This window comes from Streptomyces sp. CB01635, assembly GCF_002803065.1.
Classification (GTDB): Bacteria; Actinomycetota; Actinomycetes; order Streptomycetales; family Streptomycetaceae; genus Streptomyces.
On sequence record NZ_NNBL01000003.1, the window covers coordinates 1,014,865 to 1,035,231 of the forward strand.

19 protein-coding genes, 1 pseudogene and 1 riboswitch are annotated in these 20,367 nt (G+C 71.0%); of the genes and pseudogenes, 12 read left to right on the top strand and 8 right to left on the bottom strand.

Annotated elements, in window-relative coordinates; genetic code table 11:
- Positions 1-72: 72 nt before the first annotated feature.
- Both CG723_RS12715 and CG723_RS12720 read right to left on the bottom strand, forming a co-directional pair.
- Positions 73-402: a deoxyxylulose-5-phosphate synthase gene (locus CG723_RS12715; protein WP_100593376.1), complete on the bottom strand. Its 330-nt coding sequence runs from the start codon at positions 400-402 to the stop codon at positions 73-75.
- 44 nt (positions 403-446) lie between these two features.
- Complete coding sequence (locus tag CG723_RS12720) at positions 447-1,340, bottom strand: LysR family transcriptional regulator (RefSeq protein ID WP_100593377.1); 894 nt, start codon at positions 1,338-1,340, stop codon at positions 447-449.
- A 121-nt stretch (positions 1,341-1,461) separates the two neighbouring features.
- On the opposite strand from CG723_RS12720, the gene CG723_RS12725 reads away from it, so the two are divergent.
- Positions 1,462-1,860 (top strand): tautomerase family protein, encoded by a 399-nt coding sequence (locus tag CG723_RS12725; RefSeq protein WP_100593378.1) that lies wholly within the window; start codon positions 1,462-1,464, stop codon positions 1,858-1,860.
- A 19-nt stretch (positions 1,861-1,879) separates the two neighbouring features.
- Here CG723_RS12725 and CG723_RS12730 read toward each other — a convergent pair whose 3' ends face one another.
- Both CG723_RS12730 and yczE read right to left on the bottom strand, forming a co-directional pair.
- Positions 1,880-3,616 carry an immunity 49 family protein gene (locus CG723_RS12730; protein ID WP_234374263.1) on the bottom strand — a complete coding sequence of 579 codons (1,737 nt, stop codon included), beginning with the start codon at positions 3,614-3,616 and terminating at the stop codon, positions 1,880-1,882.
- 10 nt (positions 3,617-3,626) lie between these two features.
- On the bottom strand, positions 3,627-4,370 hold the full coding sequence (gene yczE, locus CG723_RS12735; RefSeq protein WP_234374264.1) for a membrane protein YczE: 744 nt from the start codon (positions 4,368-4,370) through the stop codon (positions 3,627-3,629).
- Between the two features lie 102 nt (positions 4,371-4,472).
- Here yczE and yczR point away from each other — a divergent pair, with 102 nt between their 5' ends.
- Positions 4,473-5,960, top strand: a complete 1,488-nt coding sequence (gene yczR / locus CG723_RS12740; protein ID WP_324902958.1) for a MocR-like transcription factor YczR — start codon at positions 4,473-4,475, stop codon at positions 5,958-5,960.
- 27 nt (positions 5,961-5,987) lie between these two features.
- Positions 5,988-6,563, top strand: coding sequence for a hypothetical protein (locus tag CG723_RS12745; RefSeq protein WP_100593380.1), 576 nt, complete (start codon positions 5,988-5,990; stop codon positions 6,561-6,563).
- Here CG723_RS12745 and CG723_RS12750 read toward each other — a convergent pair.
- Together CG723_RS12750 and CG723_RS12755 are read right to left on the bottom strand one after the other, a co-directional pair.
- Positions 6,511-7,389: a bifunctional 5,10-methylenetetrahydrofolate dehydrogenase/5,10-methenyltetrahydrofolate cyclohydrolase gene (locus CG723_RS12750; RefSeq protein WP_100593853.1), complete on the bottom strand. Its 879-nt coding sequence runs from the start codon at positions 7,387-7,389 to the stop codon at positions 6,511-6,513. The two genes, CG723_RS12745 and CG723_RS12750, sit on opposite strands and share 53 nt — an antisense overlap.
- Positions 7,390-7,411: 22 nt before the next feature.
- Positions 7,412-7,502, bottom strand: a riboswitch (ZMP/ZTP riboswitch).
- Positions 7,489-8,385 (bottom strand): helix-turn-helix domain-containing protein, encoded by an 897-nt coding sequence (locus tag CG723_RS12755; protein WP_100593381.1) that lies wholly within the window; start codon positions 8,383-8,385, stop codon positions 7,489-7,491. It overlaps the preceding riboswitch by 14 nt.
- A gap of 97 nt (positions 8,386-8,482) precedes the next feature.
- Here CG723_RS12755 and CG723_RS12760 point away from each other — a divergent pair, with 97 nt between their 5' ends.
- Both CG723_RS12760 and CG723_RS12765 read left to right on the top strand, forming a co-directional pair.
- Positions 8,483-9,277: an NAD(P)H-dependent oxidoreductase gene (locus tag CG723_RS12760; RefSeq protein WP_100593382.1), complete on the top strand. Its 795-nt coding sequence runs from the start codon at positions 8,483-8,485 to the stop codon at positions 9,275-9,277.
- Positions 9,278-9,373: 96 nt separating this feature from the next.
- Positions 9,374-10,350 (top strand): annotated as a pseudogene (locus CG723_RS12765) (DUF1731 domain-containing protein).
- 33 nt (positions 10,351-10,383) lie between these two features.
- Here CG723_RS12765 and CG723_RS12770 read toward each other — a convergent pair.
- Both CG723_RS12770 and CG723_RS12775 read right to left on the bottom strand, forming a co-directional pair.
- Positions 10,384-11,091, bottom strand: a complete 708-nt coding sequence (locus CG723_RS12770) for an SDR family NAD(P)-dependent oxidoreductase (RefSeq protein ID WP_100593383.1) — start codon at positions 11,089-11,091, stop codon at positions 10,384-10,386.
- 225 nt (positions 11,092-11,316) lie between these two features.
- A complete protein-coding gene (locus tag CG723_RS12775; RefSeq protein WP_234374266.1) occupies positions 11,317-12,243 on the bottom strand; it encodes a helix-turn-helix domain-containing protein in 927 nt (308 codons plus the stop codon).
- 162 nt (positions 12,244-12,405) lie between these two features.
- Here CG723_RS12775 and CG723_RS12780 point away from each other — a divergent pair, with 162 nt between their 5' ends.
- From CG723_RS12780 to CG723_RS12810, 7 genes are all read left to right on the top strand, one after another.
- Positions 12,406-13,482, top strand: a complete 1,077-nt coding sequence (locus CG723_RS12780; RefSeq protein WP_100593385.1) for a saccharopine dehydrogenase family protein — start codon at positions 12,406-12,408, stop codon at positions 13,480-13,482.
- A gap of 368 nt (positions 13,483-13,850) precedes the next feature.
- The gene (locus CG723_RS12785; RefSeq protein WP_100593386.1) at positions 13,851-15,074 is read left to right on the top strand and encodes a cytochrome P450 family protein; all 1,224 of its coding nucleotides are present in this window, start codon (positions 13,851-13,853) and stop codon (positions 15,072-15,074) included.
- A gap of 82 nt (positions 15,075-15,156) precedes the next feature.
- The gene (locus CG723_RS12790) at positions 15,157-15,630 is read left to right on the top strand and encodes a 2Fe-2S iron-sulfur cluster-binding protein (protein WP_234374267.1); all 474 of its coding nucleotides are present in this window, start codon (positions 15,157-15,159) and stop codon (positions 15,628-15,630) included.
- Positions 15,631-15,884: 254 nt separating this feature from the next.
- Entirely contained in the window at positions 15,885-16,448 is a 564-nt protein-coding gene (locus CG723_RS12795) for a winged helix-turn-helix domain-containing protein (protein ID WP_100593388.1), read from the top strand.
- Between the two features lie 115 nt (positions 16,449-16,563).
- On the top strand, positions 16,564-17,394 hold the full coding sequence (locus CG723_RS12800; protein WP_100593389.1) for an oxidoreductase: 831 nt from the start codon (positions 16,564-16,566) through the stop codon (positions 17,392-17,394).
- 231 nt (positions 17,395-17,625) lie between these two features.
- Positions 17,626-19,626, top strand: a complete 2,001-nt coding sequence (locus tag CG723_RS12805; protein WP_199841733.1) for a hypothetical protein — start codon at positions 17,626-17,628, stop codon at positions 19,624-19,626.
- A 105-nt stretch (positions 19,627-19,731) separates the two neighbouring features.
- Positions 19,732-20,235, top strand: coding sequence for a GNAT family N-acetyltransferase (locus CG723_RS12810; RefSeq protein WP_100593390.1), 504 nt, complete (start codon positions 19,732-19,734; stop codon positions 20,233-20,235).
- Positions 20,236-20,367 lie beyond the last annotated feature (132 nt).

The following is a 20,367-nucleotide window of genomic DNA, read 5'->3' on the forward strand; positions in this document are numbered from 1 at the left end:
ACCGACGCAGTGGCCGCCGCGCTCTGCGTCGACGCCGCTCGGCACGACGGCGCCCGTCGGCGTCGACCGGGCCTACGGCACGTCGTACCGCTTGAGCGCCCGGGCGACGGGCTCACCGGACCGCTCGGCGTACGCAAGGCGCTCGCGCACCTCACGCAGACCGCGGGGCCGGAACCCCGGGCCGCCGCAGCAGCTCTTGTGGAAACCCACGCCCGCGTGCAGCAGAACCGAGAGCGTCCGCCACGCGGCGGTGTCGCGGCGGCGCGGTGCGGCGAAGGCCGATCCTGCGTGGATCAGCGGCTCGGCGCAGCGCAGACAGATCCGCTCCCTGTCCCGGTCGTAGGGCTGCTTGTACGAGACCCGGCAGGGCAGGCACACGTATGAGGTCTTCCCATGGGGCATGGCGCCACAGTAAGCAACACCGCCCGCGGCTTCGACGGAATTCTTCAGGCCGTGCGAGTGTCCGACATGGCACCGGCCGCGGCGAGATGGTCCAGGGCGGAGTCCGCCAAGGTGCGGACGGCCGGCTTCCAGGGGCGGGCCCGGGGGCCGGTCAGCACGAGGCGCCGTGAGGTCTGGGGGTGCAGCGGCAGCAGCGCCAGGTCGGGCGGGATCAGGGAGCGGGACACCTCCGACAGGACGGTCACGCCGATACCGGCCTGCACCATGCTGATCAGGGTTGCCAGATCCCGTACCCGGTGCGTGGGGGTGAACCTCAGCCCGGCGAGACGGTGGATCGTCCGGATGCGGTCCTCGCAGCCGTTGGGCGAGATCAGGAACGGATCGTCCTCCAGGTCGCGGATGTCGACGACCGGCTCACCGGCGAGGGGATGGTCCAGAGGCAGCACAGCGCGGTAGTCGTCGGCGGCGAGCTGGATGCCCGGGCCCGGGGGAGGGTCGATCAGGATGGCGGCATCGGCCGTCCCGTTCTCCAGCCAGCCGGCGATCTCGGAGCTGTCCCCTTCGAAGACCCTGACCGTGACGCGGGGCTGGTCCTCGCCCCAGTGCCGCAGCAGGCCGGGGATCAGGCCCTGGCAGACCGTCGGGGTGGCGGCCAGGCGCACCGTGCCCGTCATGGTGGCGGCGTCCGACGCGAGTTGCTCCACTGACCGGGTCGCCGCCACCGCTGTCCGGGCATGCGGCACGACCCGCTCGCCGAGCGCCGTGGTCCGCACCGGAGTGGCCCGCACCAGCAGCGGCGCGGTCAACTCGCGTTCCAGGGACGCGACCGCGTGCGACACGGCCGACTGGCTCAGACCGAGTTCGGCCGCCGCCGCGCTGAATCCGCCCGCGTCGACGACAGCGAGGAACGCCCTCAACTGGGAAAGGTTCACGGTCATGCGTGGGCCTCATATACCTATGACACGTATGCGTTGGATCAATGGTGCCAGGTCGGTGACGCTTGGTCCGTGCCGCCACCTCCGGCGGACACACCACCCCGGCACCTGCTCAGGAGAAGCCATGCCTTTCATCCGTGTCACCGTCACCGACACCGCACTTCCCGCCGACATACAGGGCACCCTCGCCGAGGGTCTGACGGGCCTGGCCGTCTCGGCGCTGCGCAAGTCCGGCGCCAGGACCATCGTGCACGTCGACCTGGTGCCGGCCGACCGCTACTACGTCGACGGCAGGCCGCTGACCGGTGGCCTCGACGCCCATGTCGAGGCCACCGTCACCATCGGCACGAACAGCGCCGCGGAGAAGGCCGCGTTCATCGCGGAGGCGGGCGAACTGCTGACCAAGACCCTTGGCCCGCTCGCCCGTTGCGGAGTCGCGCTGCACGAACTGCACCCCGAGAGCTACGGCTACGACGGCGTGACGCAGTTCGACTTCTACCGTCGCGAGGCCGCCCGGCGGTAGCCACCCCCGGAGCCCGCTCTCACGTGTCGAACTCGCCGTACCAGGCCCGGTCGAGGAGACAGGTGGGCAGATACGGCGACTTGCTGTCGACCGGGAACTCCGAGTCGAAGGCGAGGCACGCCAGCGCGAGCGGGCCGAGGGCCACCCGGCTGTGCGGCCCCGTCGAGTCGCTCCAGTAGCGCTCGTGATGGGCGAGCGCCTCCGTGAGCGCTTCCGCGAAAGCCTCGTGGTCGCCCGTCACGAGACGGTGGAAGAGCGCGACGGGCTGGTAGTCGACCAGGTTCAGGAAGTCCGCAGGCGTGCGGGTCGCCACATCGGGGTGAGAGGTGTTCATGGTGGCGAGCAGCTTCTGGACCACATCGTCCATGGGGCGCTGCAACCAGTATGTCTGGAGCGTATCGATCCAGTGGAAGACGTACTCGTCCATGGGCGCGGCCCGGCGCAGGTCGTCCAGCGGCACGTGGCACAACTGGGTGATGCGGTCCCGCTCACGGCAGACGACGGCGAGATAGAAGGCGTTGAGCCAGGCGCGGCCGTCCGCGTACGGGGCGGGGCCGGTGACCGGAAGCGTCACGATGTCATGCCCGATCCGGCAGGCGACGCTGCTCTCCCGGGAGGTCGTGGTGGCGAACAGCGCCGAGCCGACCTGCATGGCACCGACCCATGCCTCCCAGGTCTCCAGCGCGCCCCCGTCGGGGTCGGACGCGCAGCGCAGGTGGCTCAGAGCGAGCGAGGCCGCGAACGCGTCGCCGAAGACCCTGGGGGACTGAGGCAGCCGGGCTGTCAACTCTGCTGCTGTCTGGGCGAGTTGGTCGTCGGTCTGCGCGCCGGAGGACGGTTCCGGCGCGGCATCGGCGGAGTCCTGGCCGCGCAGGGACCTCATCAGGTCCATCAACTCCTGTGGCGGCACCACGGAGAACGACCGGTTCTCGTGGTCGAAGACCGTGAGCGAGACAAGCCGCCCCTGGTGCCACCAGTACAGCCGCGGTGAGAGCGCGCCCGGCCCGTCCTCGTAGGCGCCGATGGCGTAGGAGCCCAGGTCGTTGACGGCGTCCACCACGCTGCCGTCCATGATCGGGTGGAACGCCAGCAGGTGCCTGGTCGGCATCACGACGAGCGCCCCGGCTTCCGGCAGCTCCCGGCCGGTCAACTCCCTTACCAACTCCGGGAGTACGAGCGCCTTGCTGGAGACGAAGAACGAGTTCCCGTGCACGGAGTGCATCAACGCGCCCTGCGGGCCGCGGAATTCGTCGTGCTCGACCGGCTCACGGATCAGGTTCGCGCGGCCCGCAGCCCACAGCTGCTCAGCACCGACGCGCGCCACGTCCCGGTCGTCGAGTATCCGCACGGAGGTGGGTGCGTCCAGGGCGAGGACCGCGAGCAGCCCCTCGGCGACCGGCCGCGCATGGCGGAAGCCGTCGGCCGTGTCGCCCGGGAAGGCGTCGTCGGGAAGCAGCCGCCAGCACGTCCGCTCCAGGAGATCCGTGGCGCTCTCGCCTCCCTGGGAGGCGTTCTCCAAGCCGGCGAAGTGCTGCTCCACGATCCGCGGCCAGTCGTCCTCGGCGGACTGGCGACACCGCTGCGCGAGGTTCGACAGCGGGCTCAACCTGCCCTCCAGGCGCACCGCGTCTCCCGTCACGGTCATTTGGGTGCCGTGACGGGCGAGGAAGTAGGCGGCCGTCAGGCTCCGCAGGCGCTCGGCCTGAGGGACATTCAGCATCGGCAGGTGTGGATCGGGTGCGTGGTGAAGGTTCACTGCACAGACTCTACGAAGGTGTGCGGGAGCCGGTGACAGGTGGGCCCGTGCGTGCGGTCCGGGTCGGGCTCGCGCAGGTGAACCGGGGCAGGAAGAACTGCGTGACGGGGCCGACGGTCAGGGCGTACAGCAGGGTGCCGAGCCCCACGCCGCCGCCGAGCAGCCAGCCAATGGCGAGTACGGCGACCTCGATGAACGTGCGGACGACGCGGATGGAACGTCCCGTCAGGGCGGACGCACCGGTCATGAGCCCGTCCCGGGGCCCCGGCCCGAACCGTGCGCCTACGTAGACGGCGATGGACAGCGCATTGGTGAATGTCCCGGCGAGGAGGAGCCCGACTCGTTCGGGAAGGGCCAGGCCCCCGGGGACGAGCGCGAGCCCGAGGTCGGACGAGACGGCGATGACGACGATGTTCGCGGCGGTCGCGAACGTCGGCCGCTGCCGCAGAGGGATCCACAGCAGCAGGACGGACACACCCACGACCGCGGTGAGTGTGCCGAAGCTCAGCGAAGTGTGCTTCTCCAGACCCTCGTTGAGAACGCTCCAGGGACTCAGGCCCAGCTCGGCGCGGACCATGACGGCCATGCTGAATCCGTACAGGGCGAGGCCGATGAACAACTGAGGCAGGCGGCGGAGTGGGCGTTCGCCGAGGCGTACGTAGGTGAGCGGGGGAGCGGGGCGGTTGCGCCCGATCGCTTCGTCGCCCCGCGTCGCTCGCTCGGAGCGGGCCGTCGTGTCCGTGTCCTGCCGCATATGCGCCTGCCTCCACCGTGGGTGTCATGGGCCTTCAAGGCCATTGCGGCAACTCTGTAGAGTGATTGGCCCGGATGACATGGCCAATCTCGGGAGAATGGTTTGACTGACGCGAACGCCTTTCTGCCGGTGGACAGGGTGGGCCGCGCGGACCGGACCCTGGGCAGCCGTCAGCTCGCCGCGATGCTGCCCGACACCGCCGGCACGAGACCCGCCTATCGCCACCTCGCGCAGGCGATCAGCACGCTCATCCTGGACGGACGCATCGCCCTGCACGTCAGACTCCCCGCCGAGCGCGAACTGGCAGCCGCCCTCGACACCAGCAGAACCACTGTCACCGCCGTGTACGACCTGTTGCGCGAGAGCGGCTACGCACACAGCCGCCAGGGATCGGGCACGTGGACCGCCCTCCCCGAAGGCCGTACTCCCAGCGGCATCACTCGCCTCCTAGGCCCCCAGGACACCGCGATCGACCTTGCCAGAGCCTCCCCCGGGCTCCCACAGCAGGCACTCGTCGACGCCCTCGTGCACATCACCCCGCAACTTGCCGAGCAGGCCCACACCCCTGGCTACCACCCCTACGGCCTGCCCGACCTGCGCGCAGCCGTCGCCGAGCGCTACACGCGACGGGGCCTCGCCACCCTGCCCGAACAGATCCTGGTGACGTCGGGCGCACAGCACGCGCTGACACTCGTCCTGGGACTGCTGAGCAGCCCCGGCGACCGGGTCATGGTCGAGAACCCGTCCTACCCGAACGCCCTTGAGGCGCTACGTCGAGCCCGGCTGCGTACCGTGACCGTCCCCGTGACCGACACCGGCTGGGACATCGAGATCACCGAATCGACGCTCCGCCAGGTCGTGCCCCAACTGGCCTACCTGATCCCCGACTTCCACAACCCCACCGGCTGTCTCATGCCCGAGCACGAGCGGGTATGCGTCCTGCGCGCGGCGGAGCGGTCCGGTACCTGGCTGGTCATCGACGAGACCCTCGCCGACCTCGCGCTCGACGTCCCCCCGCCGCCGCCCTTCGCCTCCCACGCCGCGAAGGGCGGCACCGGGCAGGTCATCAGCATCGGCTCGATGAGCAAGACGCATTGGGGCGGACTGCGCATCGGCTGGCTGCGCGCGCCCGCACGCCTCGTCACCGAACTCGCGGGCCAGCGCGTGGCCACCGACATGGGCGGATCGGTCGTCGACCAACTCCTGGCCCTCGCCCTCCTGGACCGTGCCGACGGGCTTCTGCCACTCCGACTCGAGCAACTGCGCGTGCAGCGCGCCGCGTTGGCCGCCGCACTGACGCAGCACATGCCGCACTGGACCTGGCAACTGCCGCCCGGCGGCCTGTCGTTGTGGGTCGACCTGGGTGAACCGGTGGCCTCCGCGCTGTCCGAACGAGCCCTCGACAACGGCGTCCGGATCGAGAGCGGCGCCTGCTTCGCCACCGACCCCGGCATCTTCGAGCAGCGGATGCGCATCCCGTACACGACCCCGGCGGACACCCTGCGCGAAGCCGTCCACCGCATGGCGACGGCGCTCGCCGCCGGCCTTCCGTCGGCGTCCACAGCGCGACGGCCGCACTGGGTCGCCTGAGCATCAGAGGACGAAGGAGATCGCTGCATGGCGTACGGAGGCGAGTGTGCCGGGACCGGTCCGTTCTTTCGCCTCGCATGGCGTGGGTCCCACTACCCGGACCGGCCCGTCGAGGACCTGTGGATCACCCTCGACAGAGACGTGGACGGCGGCTGGTGGTTCGACGGGTACTTTCTCGGGCGCCTGCCACTGGGCCAAGGCGCGCCGCGGTCCGCCGAGTTCGCCCGGTGGCTCCTGGAGGCGCCGCCGACGGGCCCGTACGAGCGGGAGTTCACGCTGATCGACCGTGAACCGCAGGCCGGATCCGCGCGGATCGCCGCCGGCACACTGCTGACCGTCGGGTTCCTCCTGGGCCGCGAGGAACCCGGCGGGCCCGAGTATCTCCAGCTGCTGCCGTCGGGCGAGACGGCCGTACGGCACCTCGGCTTCGAGGTGTGCGCACCGCTGGAGTGCGAACCACTGCCGCGCGTCGCCCTCGAGGTGGCGGCTGCCGGACTTCTCGACGCCGCCACCGACCAGGGATCCCGGATGCGCGATCGGCGCGGTCTTGTCAGGCGAGCGCGCGATCGAGGTCCGCGCCGAGCTGGTGGTACGCCGCGGTGACCGTCTGGGCCAGGAGGACGGCGATGGTCATGGGGCCCACCCCGCCCGGGACGGGAGTGATCAGGCGGGCCCGCTCGGCCGCGGTGTCGAAGTCCACGTCGCCGACGTTGCCCGCGTTGTAGCCGGCGTCGATGACGACCGCGCCGGGCTTGATGTCCTCGCCGCGGATGAGCCGGGGCCGGCCCACGGCCGCCACCACGATGTCCGCCTCCCTCACGTACGCGCTCAGGTCGGCCGTGCGGGAGTGGCAGTACGTCACCGTGGCGTCCCGTGCGAGCAGCAGCATCCCGGCCGGCTTGCCGAGGATCGCGCTCCGGCCCACGACGACGGCATGCCGCCCCGTGACATCGACGTCGTACTCGTCGAGGAGCCGCATGATTCCGCCCGGTGTGCAGGAGACGAAACCGGGCAGCCCGAAGGCCATCGCGCCGAACGAGGTCATGGTGACGCCGTCGACGTCCTTCTCCGGGGCGATGGCCTCGAACGCCGCGCGTTCGTCGATGTGCGGGCCCACGGGGTGCTGGAGCAGGATTCCGTGCACCGACGCGTCCTGCGACAGGGTGCGGAGAGCGGCGACCAGCTCCGCGGTCGTCGTCTCGGCGGGGAGCTGGACGCGCCGCGACTCGATACCGGCCTTGGCGCAGCGGGCCTGCTTCATGCGGACGTACGTGACGGAGGCGGGATCCTCGCCCACCAGTACGGTCGCGAGGCAGGGCGCCGACCCCGTGCGCCGCACCAGCTCCGCCGCTCTGCCCGCGGACTCCTCGACGAGGCGCCGAGCGGTGCCGGTGCCGTCCATGCGGTGGGCTGTGTGTGTCGGGGACATGGTCGCCTCCCAGGCGTCATTGACCATTCGCCCAGGCGCGCGGCATGCATCGACCCTTTGGTCAGGCCGCTCCCCGGTGGTTCTCCACCCCAGCGCCAGTCACGGCCTGTGTGCCACTGTAACGGCTTCGGTCAGCCGCGCGAGAGCCGTGGCCTCCTCACTGCCTTCCTCGGCGCTGAAGACGTGCACGACCAGGCCCGTCTCGCCGGGCACGGCCGGTACGTGCAGTGTCTCGAAGTCCAGGGTGAGCAGCCCGGCCACCGGGTGCCGCAGGCGCTTGCGTCCCGCCGCGCACATCACGACCTCGCCGCTGTCCCAGATGCGCCTGAACTCCTGGCTGAGCGCGGTGAGTTCGGCGATGAGCGCGGCCAGTTCCGTGTCGTCGGGGTAGCGCCCCGACCAGACCCGGAGCTGGCCCACGGCCTCCGCCGCCCGGTCCTCCCACTCCGGGTGGACGACGCGGGAAGCAGGGTCGAGGAAGAGGTACCGCGCGTTGTTCCGGTCGCGGCCGGCCGGCTCGCCGAGGCCGCCGATCAGCTCGGCGCCGAGGGCGTTCCACGCCACCACGTCCAGGCGATGGTTCGTGGCGAAGGCAGGGAAGCCGGCCATGGAGTCGAGGAGCCGCCGCAGCATCGGGCTGACCCGGGCTTCGGGCGCGGGGCCCTGCCGGGCGCCTGCCAGGGTGGCGAGATGCCCGCGCTCCGCCGTGTCGAGGCCGAGCGCCCCGGCGAGCGCGCCGACGACCTCGGCGGACGGCTGGGTGGCGCGGCCCTGTTCCAGGCGTACGTAGTAGTCCACGCTGATCCCGGCCAGCTGTGCCAGCTCCTCGCGGCGCAGTCCCCGTACCCGCCGGCGACGGCCGCCGGAGAGCCCGACGTGCTCCGGTGTGACGCGCGCGCGGCGGGCGCGGAGAAAGTCTCCGAGACCACGCTGCGAGCCGCCGGTGGTGAGGGTGGCGCCCGCGCCCGTGTCCCCGATGTCGTTCACGCCGTCCATGGGCACAAGTATGCGTGGCCCTCGCAGTACCAGGATGAGCGTTCCGCCGTTGACCAGGGTGCTGGCTGACCGGACACCCTTGGGCGAGCGTGAGGGTATGAACGACACAACGCCTCAGCAGCCCAAGAAGATCCTCGTCGTCAGCGCCCACCCTGAACCCCGTTCGCTCAACGCCGCGTTGACCGGCTTCGCGGTCGAGCACCTGCGCACGGCAGGACACGAGGTGAAGGTGTCGGACCTCTACGCGATGAAGTGGAAGGCGACTGTGGACGCCGACGACTTTCCCGAGCACACCGGAGCGGGCCGGCTGCACGTGATGGCCGACTCCGAGCGGGCGACGCTCACGGACGGTCTGTCGCCCGACATCGCGGCGGAGCAGGAGAAGGTGCGCTGGTCGGACGCGGTGGTCCTGCAGTTCCCGATGTGGTGGTTCTCGGCGCCCGCGATCCTCAAGGGCTGGATCGACCGGGTCTTCACCAGCGGCTTCGCGTACGGACCTGCCGTCCCGCCGCCGTACGGCGAAAGCTCCCTGCCGGGCAGGCGGGCGCTCGTGTCGGTGACCGTCGGCGCGCGCGAGTCGGCGTTCTCCGACCGTGGTATCCACGGAAGTCTCGCGGACGTCCTGCACCCCATTCAGCACGGCCTGTTCTGGTTCACCGGCATGAACCCGCTGGAGCCGTTCGCGGTGTACAGCTCGAACGAGCTCCCCGACGACCGCTTCGTCACGGCACGGACGGAGTACGCCCGACGACTCGACACACTCTTCACGGCCACGCCGGTCCCCTTCCGCCCCCTCACGGGCGGCGACTACGACCACGACATGCGGCTCCTGCCGGGAGTCGAGGCACCGGGCACGAGCGGACTCGACCTGCACGTCCGCGACCGGGCCTGAGGACCGTCCCACTCGGCCGACCCTCCCGGGCACCCGCCTATTTGAACGTGTTCAAATACCTGCGCTAAGGTGGTGCCGACACGATGAGGGGGCTCCATGAAGATCGTGATACCCGGCGGCACCGGGCGGTAGGGACGATCCTGAAGCGTGAGCTGGCCGAAGCGGGACACGAAGTCGTCGTCCTCACGCGGCGGCCGGTGCGCGACGGCGAAGTCCGCTGGGACGGCGAGACCCTGGGCCCGTGGGTCGAGGTCGTCGACGGCAGCGACGTCGTGATCAACCTCGCCGGGCGCAGCGTGAATTGCCGCTACACACAGGCCAACCTCCGGGCCATGATGGATTCGCGCGTGCGGTCCGCCGAGGTCGTCGGCGAGGCCGTCGCCGCCGCCGCGCGACCTCCGAGGGCGTGGCTGCAGATGAGTACGGCCACCATCTACGCCCACAGCTTCGCCCCACCGAACGACGAGACAACCGGCGTACTCGGCGGCGACGAGGCCGGCGTCCCGGGCCACTGGGGTTACAGCGTCGAGATCGCCAAGGCGTGGGAACGGGCGCAGGAGCGGGCCGACACCCCGCACACCCGCAAGGTCGCCCTGCGCGCCGCGATGGTCATGAGCCCCGATCGCGGCGGCGTCTTCGACGTCCTCCTGCGCCTGGCCAGGCTCGGCCTCGGCGGTCCGGTCGCGGGCGGTGGTCAGTACGTGTCCTGGATCTACGACCGTGACTTCGCCCGAGCGGTTCAGTTCCTGATCGAACGCGACGACCTGGACGGGCCCGTGAACCTCGCCGCCCCCGAGCCGCTGCCGCAGCGTGACTTCATGCGTGCGCTACGCGCGGCATGGGGCGTTCCGGTGGGCCTTCCCGCGACGAAGCGGATGGCCGAACTCGGCGCGTTCGCGCTCCGCTCGGACACCGAACTCCTTCTGAAGAGCCGCCGTGTGGTCCCGGGCCGGCTGCTCGACGCGGGCTTCTCCTTCGACCACGCCGGGTGGCCCGACGCCGCCGCCAACCTCGCGCGACGGGTACGCGGTGGGCGTGACGCCACGCGGGCCATGGCGGACGGGGTGGTGTGAGGCGGGGGCGTCCCCGTCGGGCGACCTGCGTCCTCACCAGGGGAGAGGGCCCTCCGCGGCGACGTACGTGCCGGTCGGACCGTCGGGGCCCAGCTGGGCCATGCGCACGATGATCTCGGCGCCCTCCTCGACGGTCTGGATGCCGGTGTGGGCGTTCAGGTCGGTCGCGGTGTAGCCGGGCTCGACCGCGTTGATCCGCATGCCGGGGAACGCCTTCGCGTACTGCACGGTGATCATGTTGACCGCGGCCTTCGACGCCGGGTAGGCGACTCCGGGATACGCGTGGGTCGGCGTCCCCGCGTCGGTGACCCGCGCCAGCGAGGCCAGGCCGCTGCTCAGGTTGACCACGACCGGCGCGTTCGACTTCTGCAGCAGGGGCAGGAACGCGTGGGTGACACGTACGACGCCGAAGACGTTCGTCTCGAAGGTCGACCGCATCTCGTCGGCGGTCACGTCCGCGGCGCCGATCACGCCACCGTCCGGGGTCCGGCCTTCGATGCCGGCGTTGTTGATCAGCACGTCCAGACCGCCGTCGGCCTCGATCGTCTTCGCGGCGGCGTTTACGGACGCGTCGTCCGTGACGTCGAGCTGGACCCGGCGTGCGCCGAGCTGCTCGGCGGCGCGGCGCCCGCGCTCAGCGTCGCGGCTGCCCACGTAGACGGTGTGGCCTGCGGCGATGAGTCGACGGGCGGTTTCAAAGCCGAGACCCTTGTTCGCTCCGGTGATGAGTGTTTTCGTCATGCCACCAGCGTGCGGCCCCACGCTGCGATCAGCCAGGAGTCCCGTCTTCCTGGGACTGGTGGTACCAGGCGGGTCCCGGGCGGCTCCCAGGCGTGGTCCTGTCGACCCGCGTGCGATCCCAGGCGTGGTCCCGGGCGTGGTCTCATCGAGTGGCGCCTCGACCTCAACTTTAGGGTGAGGGTTCGGTGATCCTGAGGGTGCGCATCGGGCGGGGCGCGGCCCGTGTCACCGGCCGCCGAACGTCCTCCGGTAGGCCTCTGGCGGCAGGCCCGTGACGCGGGTGAAGTGTCGCCGGAGCGTGGCGGCGGTCCCCATGCCGGTCCGTGCCGCGATCCGCTCGACGGTGTCGTCGCTCGACTCCAGCAGTTCCTGCGCCTCCCGCACGCGCTGGCTCAGCAGCCACCTCAGGGGTGCCGTCCCGGTGACGGCATGGAAGTGCCGCACCAGGTTGCGGCTGCTCATGCCCGCCTGGCGGGCCATGTCCTCGACGGTGAGCGGCTGGTCGATCCGGGCCAGCACCCAGGGGAGCAGATCGGCGAGCGGATGGTCGCGCCCGTGCGTCACCGGCGCCGGAATGAACTGCGCCTGGCCGCCGTCCCGATGGGGCGGCGTCACGAGGTGCCGCGCCAGGGCGTTGGCGACCGTCGCCCCGTGGTCCGTGCGCACGATATGGAGGCACAGGTCCATCCCGGCCGCCTTACCGGCGGACGTGAGGACGCTGCCCTCGTCGGTGAACAGCACCTCGGCGTCGACCCTGACGCCCGGGTACCGCGCCGCGAGCCTTTCCGCGTGCGCCCAGTGAGTGGTGGCGCGGCGGCCGTCGAGGAGGCCGGCCGCGGCCAGGACGAAGGCGCCGGTGCACAGCGAGGCGATCCGGGCGCCTGCCGCGTGGGCGGTGCGGAGGGCGTCGAGCAGCTCCTGCGGAGGCTCCTGCTCGACGTCGCGCCACGCCGGGACGATCACCGTCTGCGCATCCGCGACGGCCTCGAGTCCGTGGGTGGTGTCGGCCCGGAGCCAGTCGCCGACGCGGGACCCGGCGGGTCCGCAGGTGGTGAACGAGTACCAAGGCGCGGCCAGGTCGGAATGGTCGGAGCCGAAGACTTCGAGCGCGCCCGCGGCCTCGAAAAGCATCGTGCCTTCGGGAAGCGCCATCGCAACCGAATGCGCAGGGGAACGTACAGCGGAAGGCGCGGCGGTATACATGTCCGAAACTGTATGCCCCTCGTCATTCCTGCCACTGGTTGGGCGGGGGCCCGCGCCCGGATCATTGCTGTCGAACCGCACACCACCGCCCTTCTGACACTGGAGCCAACGATGAGCAACACCCTCTCGGGACCCGCCGCGCACCGCACCGCCGGGTCGCTCGACGGGCGGCCGGTCGTCGTCTTCGGCGCCTACGGACACACCGGCCGCTTCATCGTGGCGGAGCTGCTGAGACGGGGAGCGACGCCGGTGCTCGTCGGACGGGACGCGGACAAGCTCGACGCGGTGCGCGACCTCGCTCCCGGCGCGCCCGTACGTCAGGCGCTCACCGACGACGCGGCCTCCCTCGACCGGGCACTCGAAGGAGCGGCGGCGGTCATCAACGCCGCCGGACCGTTCCTCGACACGGCCCGCCCCCTGGTGGACGCGGCGCTCCGCGCGGGCATCCCCTACCTGGACGTCGGGGCCGAACAGGCCGTCACCGCCGCCCTGTTCGACACCTACGGCGACCGCGCCAGGGAGGCGGGCATCGCCGTCGTTCCGTCCCTGGCGTTCTACGGCGGGCTGGGTGACCTCCTCGCCACCGCCGCTCTCGGCGACTGGCCGGACGCGGACGAGATCACACTCGCGTACGGCCTCGACAGCTGGCATCCGACGCAGGGCACCCGCCGCACCGGCGAGAGCAACGCCGGGCGTCATCTCACCTATACCGCAGGCAAGTTGAGCCCCTTCTCGTATGGGCAGGAAGTCTCCCCGTGGACCTTCCCGGAGCCGCTCGGCAAGCAGGACACCGTCGTGTTCGCGACGGCCGACCAGGTCACGCTCCCGCGCCACGTGCGCACCCCCGAGGTGCGCGCGGTGATGAACCTCGCGCCGCTGCGCGACATCCGCGCGGAGGACACCCCCGAGCCCGTACCCGCCGACGCCGACGGCCGCTCCGCGCAGTCCTTCCTCGTGGAGGCCGTGGTGACCCGAGGCCACGAGACGCGCCGCGCGGTGGCGGGAGGCCGTGACATCTATGCCGTCACGGCGCCGCTCGTCGTCGAGGCCCTCGCGCGCATTCTCCAAGGTGACCGCGTGGTGACCGGCGTGGTCGCGGTCGCCGAAGCGCTCGATGCCGAGAGCTTCCTGCACGCACTCACGCCCGAGCACCTGACGCGCCTCGAGCTGCCGGCCGAGCAGAGCTGAGCCTGGAGTTTCGCGCGGGACGGCGTGTCAGGAGCGAGGCGGGAGTACCGTGAGGCGCCTGCGGGCAGGTGTCCCCGGTCTGCCCACCGCGCCAACTCGGCCGTGTGCGTACGGTTGTTGACCGTCCGTCGACTGGTTGACTTTCGGCCAAGACGGGATCCGTTGAGGGCCGGGCCACTCAGGGGTGCCGCGTGCGTCCGTCCGGCCGGAACCGCCATCGAGCGACCGGCAACCCTGGCCCGGCCGCATCTGAACAGGCCATCCCTGCCGCACGGTCGTAATGATCTTGGGTAGGTTCCTCAAGGCTCTCGCGCCGCGGGGCGCGTCATCCTCCGGCCCCAAGATCCCGACCAGGCAGGAGCCACTTCATGGGACCGCAACCCGTCGCAATCGACCCGGCCGGTGCCGACGTCCACGCCGAGGCCGCGCGGCTGCGCGCCTCGGGCCCGGCGACGCTCGTCCGACTCCCCGACGGCCCCGAGGCATGGGCCGTCACCAGCCACAGCCTGCTCAAGGACCTGCTGACCGACCCACGCGTGTCCAAGGACCCCAACCTGCACTGGCCCGCGTGGCAGCGCGGCGAGTACCACGAGTCCTGGCTGGCCACCTGGGTCGGCGTGAACAACATGTTCACCGCGTACGGGAGCGACCACCGACGGCTGCGCAAGCTCATCGCACCGGCGTTCACGGCCCGCCGCACCGACGCCATGCTGCCCTCGGTCGAGCGCATCACCGCCGCCCTCCTGGACGAACTCGCCGCGGCGCCCCGGGGAACCGTGGTCGACCTCCGCGAGGCCTTCACGCACCGGCTGCCGATGCAGGTCATCTGCGAGCTGTTCGGTATCCCCGAGGGCGACACCCGCGCCGAACTGGCCCGGCTTTCCGAGATCATCATGACCTCCGTCGACCCGCAGGAGGCGGGCGCCGCGTTCGTCGAAATCCAGGCGCTGCTGAAGGGCCTGGCCGCGCTGAAGCGCGAGGAACCCGCGTCGGACCTGACCAGTGTGCTGGTCGCCGCGCGGGACGAGGAAGGCCGACGAATGACCGAGCAGGAGCTGATAGACACGCTCCTGCTCGTCCTCGTCGCCGGCCACGAGACCACGGTCAACCTCATAGGCAACGCCGTTCACGCCCTGCTCACGCACCCGGAGCAGCTCGAACTGGTCCGTGCGGGCAAGCTCTCCTGGAACGATGTGATCGAGGAGACCCTCCGCTGGGCCCCCAGCGTCGTCAACCTTCCGCTCCGGTTCGCCGTCGAGGACATCGAGATCCCGGACGGGCCCACCATCCGCAAGGGCGATCCGATTCTGGCGTCGTTCGCGGCCGCCGGGCGCGATCCGCGGCAGCACGGGGACACCGCCGACCAGTACGACGCACGCCGTCCGAGCGCCGAACACCTCAGCTTCGGCCACGGTGTCCACCGCTGCCTGGGCGCACCTCTGGCCCGCATGGAAGCCGCGATCGCCCTCCCGGCTCTCTTCGACCGCTTCCCCGACCTGGAATTCGCCCTGCCCGCCGAGTCGTTGGAACCGGCCGGCGGCTTCATCGTGGGAGGCCTGAAGGCGATTCCCATGAGGCTGACGAGGGACTGACCCTGGGCTTCGGATGTGCGCGGCGGCCGGATCTCCGCAGGCCCAGCCGGCCACCGCGCGCACCGGGACCGAGGACGACGCCATGGAGCGCTTCACCGCCGGGCGGCCGATCCTGACACTGACGAGTGAGCGCTTCACCCGGCGAGCGCCGGCCGCGGCCTCAACTCCCGTAGAGAGAGCGGGATTCGAGGTCGAGACACGCGACGGCTGCCTCGTCACGGTCGCTCCGGACGAGTCCGTCCTCGACGCCCTCGACCGCGCCGGCGTACGCACCCTGAGCAGCTGCCGCCAGGGAACCTGCGGCACCTGTGAGACGCCGGTCCTGGCCGGTATGCCCGAACACCACGACAACCTGCTCACCGACCAGGAACACGCCGAGAACCGGACGATGCTGTCGTGCGTGTCGCGGAGCGCCGGACCGAGGCTCACGCTCGACGTGCGACGGAGCGACGTCGCGGCTTCGCGGCGATCCGTCGCCGCTCGGATGTGTGTCCTGGGAAAGATCCTTCGCCAATGGCGTGGCCAGGAGGGGACGCGGTCGTTGGTCAGCGCATGAACGACCCGCGCAAAAGCGTTCCTGCGCCCCGACCGCGTCATGCTGCCCCGCTGGGCACGGGCGGGGCCGCCTCGCCGACGCCCATTTACGACGCACTCGTGCATCAATGGCGCGCCCTGCACCGGGAGGTCCCGCGCCCGCCCACCACACGGCAGGGCTGGGTGCGCGTAGATCCGCAGGATCTGTTCCACCGTGGTTGAGCAGTCCCACAAGAACCATTGCACAAGAGTTCTTGTGTAAGTAGTGTCACCCGTATGGCCCCTCCGATCACCGATTCCCGGGTGCTGGCCGCGATGGCCCACCCGGTCCGTCGCCGCCTGCTCGACCTGCTCAAGCTCGACGGCCCTTCCACCGCCAGCGCACTGTCGCAGGCGACGGGCGAAGCCGTCGGCAATGTGAGTCACCACCTGAAGGCTCTGGCTGCCGCTGGGCTGATCGAGGAGGCCCCCGAACTCGCCCGCGACCGCCGGGAACGGTGGTGGCGGCGCACCACGCCGAAGCTCCTGTGGTCCTCCGTCGACTTCGCCGACGACGCGGCGGGGGAGGCCGTCGCGCAGGCCGCCGAGTCCCTCAGCCTCGAGCGGCAGATCAACCAGGTGCGCCGCTGGGCCGATCAGCCCCAGTCCGAGCAGCAGCGCTGGCCGCTCGGCCCCTTTGTCGCCGAGGTGTGGCTGCGGATGACCGATGCCGAACTCGCCCAGTTCAAGGACGAGATCGTGGAAGTCATGGACAGGTGGGCCGGCCGGGAACTCCCCGACGACGGCCAGGAACGGGAAACGGTCTTCACCTTCACCCGTGCCGTACCGGGCCACCCGTAAACCGCCTTCGCAAGCCGCATCCGCAAGCCGCATCCGCGTACAGCGCATACGGCACCCGCGACCCGTGCCACCCCTACGGCACACGCAGTCAGTCACGCTCACGAAAGCAGGAGACATGTCTGTTTGGTTCATCACCGGCGCCTCGCGCGGCCTGGGAGCGGAGATCGCGCGGGAGGCGCTGGCGCGAGGGCATGAGGTCGTCGCCACCGCGCGCGACGCCGAGGCTGTGCGCCGCGCCTTCCCGGACGCGTCCGACGCCCTGCTCGCCGTCGACCTGGACGTCACCGAGGAGGCGACGATACGCACCGCGGTCGATGCCGCGCTCGCGCGCTTCGGCCGCATCGACGTCCTGGTCAACAACGCGGGGCGGGGCCTCCTCGGGGCGGTGGAAGAGGTCTCGGACGCGGCCGTACGCAACGCGTTCGACATCAACGTCTTCGGGGTGCTCGGCACCCTGCGGGCCGTGCTGCCCACGCTCCGGGAACAGCGTTCGGGACACGTGATCAACATCGGCTCGGTCGGCGGTTTCGCCACCGCTCCCGGCGTCGGCCTGTACGGCGCGACGAAGTTCGCTGTCGAAGCCATCACCGAGGCCCTGCACGGCGAACTCGCCCCCTTGGGCGTCCACGTCACCGTCGTCGAACCCGGCGGCTTCCGCACCGACTTCCTCGACGCGTCGAGTCTCTACACCGAACCCCACGTGATCGACGACTACGCGCCCACTGCCGGAGCCACCCGCAAGGCCCTCGCGGACGTCAACCACCGCCAGCCCGGAGACCCCGCCAAAGCGGCAGCCGCCGTCGTCGGCCTGGCCGAGACCCCTGAACCCCCGCTCCGCCTCCTGCTCGGCGCCGACGCGGTGGCCCGCGTCGAGGCCAAACTCGACCTCGTGACCCGCGAACTCGAACGGAACCGAGTCCTGGCCATGTCGACGGACCTGGCGTGACGTAGCGCGCCCAGGACTCGCTCAGTGGATCTGCTTGAAGTTGCGCGAAAGCTCCATTGACCGAGCAATTTCAAGCAGATAGCTTTCCTTCGTCCGCAGATCGTCAGTCCCCCGCGTCAGCTCCCTCGTCACGTTCCGGAGCTGCGTGGGCGGACAGGACGGTGGGCCGGCGGAGCCAATGGCCGCGCCCGCCCTCGTACAACTCGTACAACTCGTACAAGGAGAGTCCCGTTGTCGGCGCGCTACCACCTGCGATTCCAGCTTCCTCCCCGCAAGGACCCGGCCGAGGTGGTCGCGCATGCCACCGCCCTGGCCGGGGCCTGCCAGGAGGCAGGGGTCGACGAAGTCGTTCTTCTGCTGGCTGCGGAGGAAGTGTTCGACGGCTATGTCGTGGGTGGGGCCGAAGACCGCTGGTACGAGACCACGGCCACCGTCAGCGACATCCTGCGCGACGCCGGACTCGACGTCAGCCTCAACCCGTGGGTGACGGCCGGCCACGCGGACCGCGGCCGCAAGGACGCCCACGGCTTCCTGCCGATGGTCTCGCCCACCGGCAGGACCGCTGCCGCGCAGGCCTCGTTCACCTGCCCCCGCTGGCGGGAATGGCTGTACGCCCACTATGGACGCTTCGCCGGACTCGGCTTCCGCGTGCTGTGGCTGGAGGACGACTTCCGCTACCACAACCACGCCCCGCTGGACTGGGGCGGGGGTTTCGAGGCTCCCGTACTGGACCGGCTGGCCGATCTCGTCGGCCGTACCGTGACCCGCGACGAGGTCGTACGGGCGATCACAGAGCCCGGCCCGCCGCACCCGTGGCGCGCCCTGCTCCAGCAGGTCTGGCGCACCGTCCAGACGGAGATCGCCGAGCGGCTCAGCGAGGTCGTCGAGGAACGTTCGGCGGGCCGTTCCCGGCTCGGGCTGATGAGTTCGCTCCCCGACGTCCACTCCGTCGAGGGCCGCGACTGGCCGGCGCTGTTCCAGGCCCTGGCCGTCCAGGGCCGGGCTACGCACCGCCCGCACTTCGCCCCGTACAGCGACAGCGCCCCGCGCTCCCTCAGCAGTCAGATGTGGCTCCTGGAATCCCAGCGCGCGCTGCGGCCCGACTGGGTCGAGTCCGAGCCGGAGATCGAGAACTGGCCGCACACCACCTGGTCGAAGTCCGACGTGCAGACCTGGTCCGAGATGACTGCGGCCCAACTCTCGGGCGCGGACGCGCTGTTCCTCAACGTGCACCCCATGCAGGCCGGCCGCCCCGACCGCTTCCCCGGCACGGCTCAGCTGCTGCGCCGCTCACGCCCGGCCCTCGACTGGATCACGGGGCGCCACACCAAGCAGGCCCGGACACTCGGGGTCGGGCTGCCGTACCGGCAGGACGCGGCGGCCCACGTCCGCACTCGGACCGGCACCCTGGAGGAGCTGCGCACCGGCCCGCGCGGGGCAGCCGAATTCCTGCTGCGCTACGGCATCCCGGTCACCGCCTCAAAGGCTCCGGTCCAGGCTGTCTTCGGCTCGCTGGCCTGGGCGTTCGACGACGACGAGATCCGGGAGATGCTCTCGGGCGGCCTGCTGCTCGACGGGATCGCGGCCGACGTGCTGACCCAGCGCGGATTCGGTGACCTCCTCGGTGTCCAGGTCGCCGAGGTCGTCGACCGCGAGGACGCGCAGACGGCGGACCCGTTCAGCTTCGAACAGATCACCCACCACCCCGACCCCGACCTCGTCGGGACGCTGCTGAGCGTCAACACACAGCCCGCGCTGGCCCGCCTGCGCCCGCATCCGGACGCCGTGGTGTGGACGCACATCCTCACCCCGGGGGAGGACGCGTGGGGCGCCGGCAGCTGCGGATACGTGAACGAGCTCGGCGGTCGCGTCGCCGTACTCGCCGCCACCGACCCCGCGGATCTGCCCCGCGACGACTTCGGGCAGCGCGTCATGCACGCCGTCATCAGGTTCCTGGAGGGACAGGCCCCGACGCTGCCGTTGGTCAGCGGCGGACCGCACCTGATCCCGCATCTGTCCCACCAGGACGGGGTGACGCGACTCGCCGTAGCCAATGGCAGCTTCGATCCCGCGCTGCCCCACGTCGACATCCCCATGCCGCCCGACGCGGTCTCGTCGGTCCGCCTGGACCCGCTGAAGACCCCGGAACCGGCGAGCGTGTTCCACGGCGCGGAGGGCATCACGGCCGAGGCGGAACTGCCGCATCGCGCTTGGCTGATGCTGGCCTGGTGAGCCGCATGCCCCGCGAACCGGGAGACGTGGCATGACTGGAGGCCGGCCGCCGGATGGCGCCGAAAAGCACTTGATCCGCCCTCCTGTGGCGCAGAGGGTGCGGGCATGACGACGCAGCCTCGCCTGGAGGCGATCACCCCGGCCAACTTCGAGACCGCGACAGCCCTCAAGGTCCGGCCGGACCAGGAACACCTGGTCGCCCCCGTGGTGAAGTCCCTCGCCGAGGCCTACGTGCATCCCGGAGTGGCCTGGCCCCGGCTGATCATGGACGGCGGCAGGGCCGTCGGCTTCCTCATGGCCTTCTTCGACATCGATTTCGCCGGGGACGGTACGGGCAACGACGTGCGCTCCGGACTCTGGCGCCTGAACATCTCGGCCGGTGAACAGGGGCGGGGCTACGGCCGCTTCGCGGTCGAGTCCGTGGCCGACGAGATCCGGAGCCGCGGCGGGACCCGCCTCACGGTCACGTGGCACCCCGGCGCGAGCGGCCCGGAGGGGTTCTACCTGGGGCTGGGATTCCGGCTGACCGGTGAGATGAGCGATGACCAGGTGGTCGGGGAGCTGGACCTGGCTCAGCGGCCCGCGCCCGGAGGATCCCGGACGGCGTAACTCGGGGCGCCGGGCGAGGATCTTGTGCGTACGGTCGGCGATGGGCGCCCTGACAGGACGGCGCACCCGGGCGGCCCCGCGGACCACTTCGCACGTACCGCGAGGCCGCCCATCACCGCCTCCGGCAGGGGA

Bases quoted from the DNA above. Each gene is read 5' to 3' on its own strand.
- CG723_RS12775 (WP_234374266.1), bottom strand. From the start codon at position 12,243: ATGGCGCTTCCCGAAGGCACGATGCTTTTCGAGGCCGCGGGCGCGCTC.
- CG723_RS12760 (WP_100593382.1), top strand. From the start codon at position 8,483: ATGAACGACACAACGCCTCAGCAGCCCAAGAAGATCCTCGTCGTCAGC.
- CG723_RS12780 (WP_100593385.1), top strand. From the start codon at position 12,406: ATGAGCAACACCCTCTCGGGACCCGCCGCGCACCGCACCGCCGGGTCG.
- CG723_RS12745 (WP_100593380.1), top strand. From the start codon at position 5,988: ATGGCGTACGGAGGCGAGTGTGCCGGGACCGGTCCGTTCTTTCGCCTC.
- CG723_RS12770 (WP_100593383.1), bottom strand. From the start codon at position 11,091: ATGACGAAAACACTCATCACCGGAGCGAACAAGGGTCTCGGCTTTGAA.
- CG723_RS12755 (WP_100593381.1), bottom strand. From the start codon at position 8,385: ATGGACGGCGTGAACGACATCGGGGACACGGGCGCGGGCGCCACCCTC.
- CG723_RS12795 (WP_100593388.1), top strand. From the start codon at position 15,885: ATGGCCCCTCCGATCACCGATTCCCGGGTGCTGGCCGCGATGGCCCAC.
- CG723_RS12790 (WP_234374267.1), top strand. From the start codon at position 15,157: ATGGAGCGCTTCACCGCCGGGCGGCCGATCCTGACACTGACGAGTGAG.
- yczE (WP_234374264.1), bottom strand. From the start codon at position 4,370: ATGCGGCAGGACACGGACACGACGGCCCGCTCCGAGCGAGCGACGCGG.
- CG723_RS12750 (WP_100593853.1), bottom strand. From the start codon at position 7,389: ATGTCCCCGACACACACAGCCCACCGCATGGACGGCACCGGCACCGCT.
- CG723_RS12810 (WP_100593390.1), top strand. From the start codon at position 19,732: ATGACGACGCAGCCTCGCCTGGAGGCGATCACCCCGGCCAACTTCGAG.
- CG723_RS12715 (WP_100593376.1), bottom strand. From the start codon at position 402: ATGCCCCATGGGAAGACCTCATACGTGTGCCTGCCCTGCCGGGTCTCG.
- CG723_RS12785 (WP_100593386.1), top strand. From the start codon at position 13,851: ATGGGACCGCAACCCGTCGCAATCGACCCGGCCGGTGCCGACGTCCAC.
- CG723_RS12720 (WP_100593377.1), bottom strand. From the start codon at position 1,340: ATGACCGTGAACCTTTCCCAGTTGAGGGCGTTCCTCGCTGTCGTCGAC.
- CG723_RS12725 (WP_100593378.1), top strand. From the start codon at position 1,462: ATGCCTTTCATCCGTGTCACCGTCACCGACACCGCACTTCCCGCCGAC.
- CG723_RS12800 (WP_100593389.1), top strand. From the start codon at position 16,564: ATGTCTGTTTGGTTCATCACCGGCGCCTCGCGCGGCCTGGGAGCGGAG.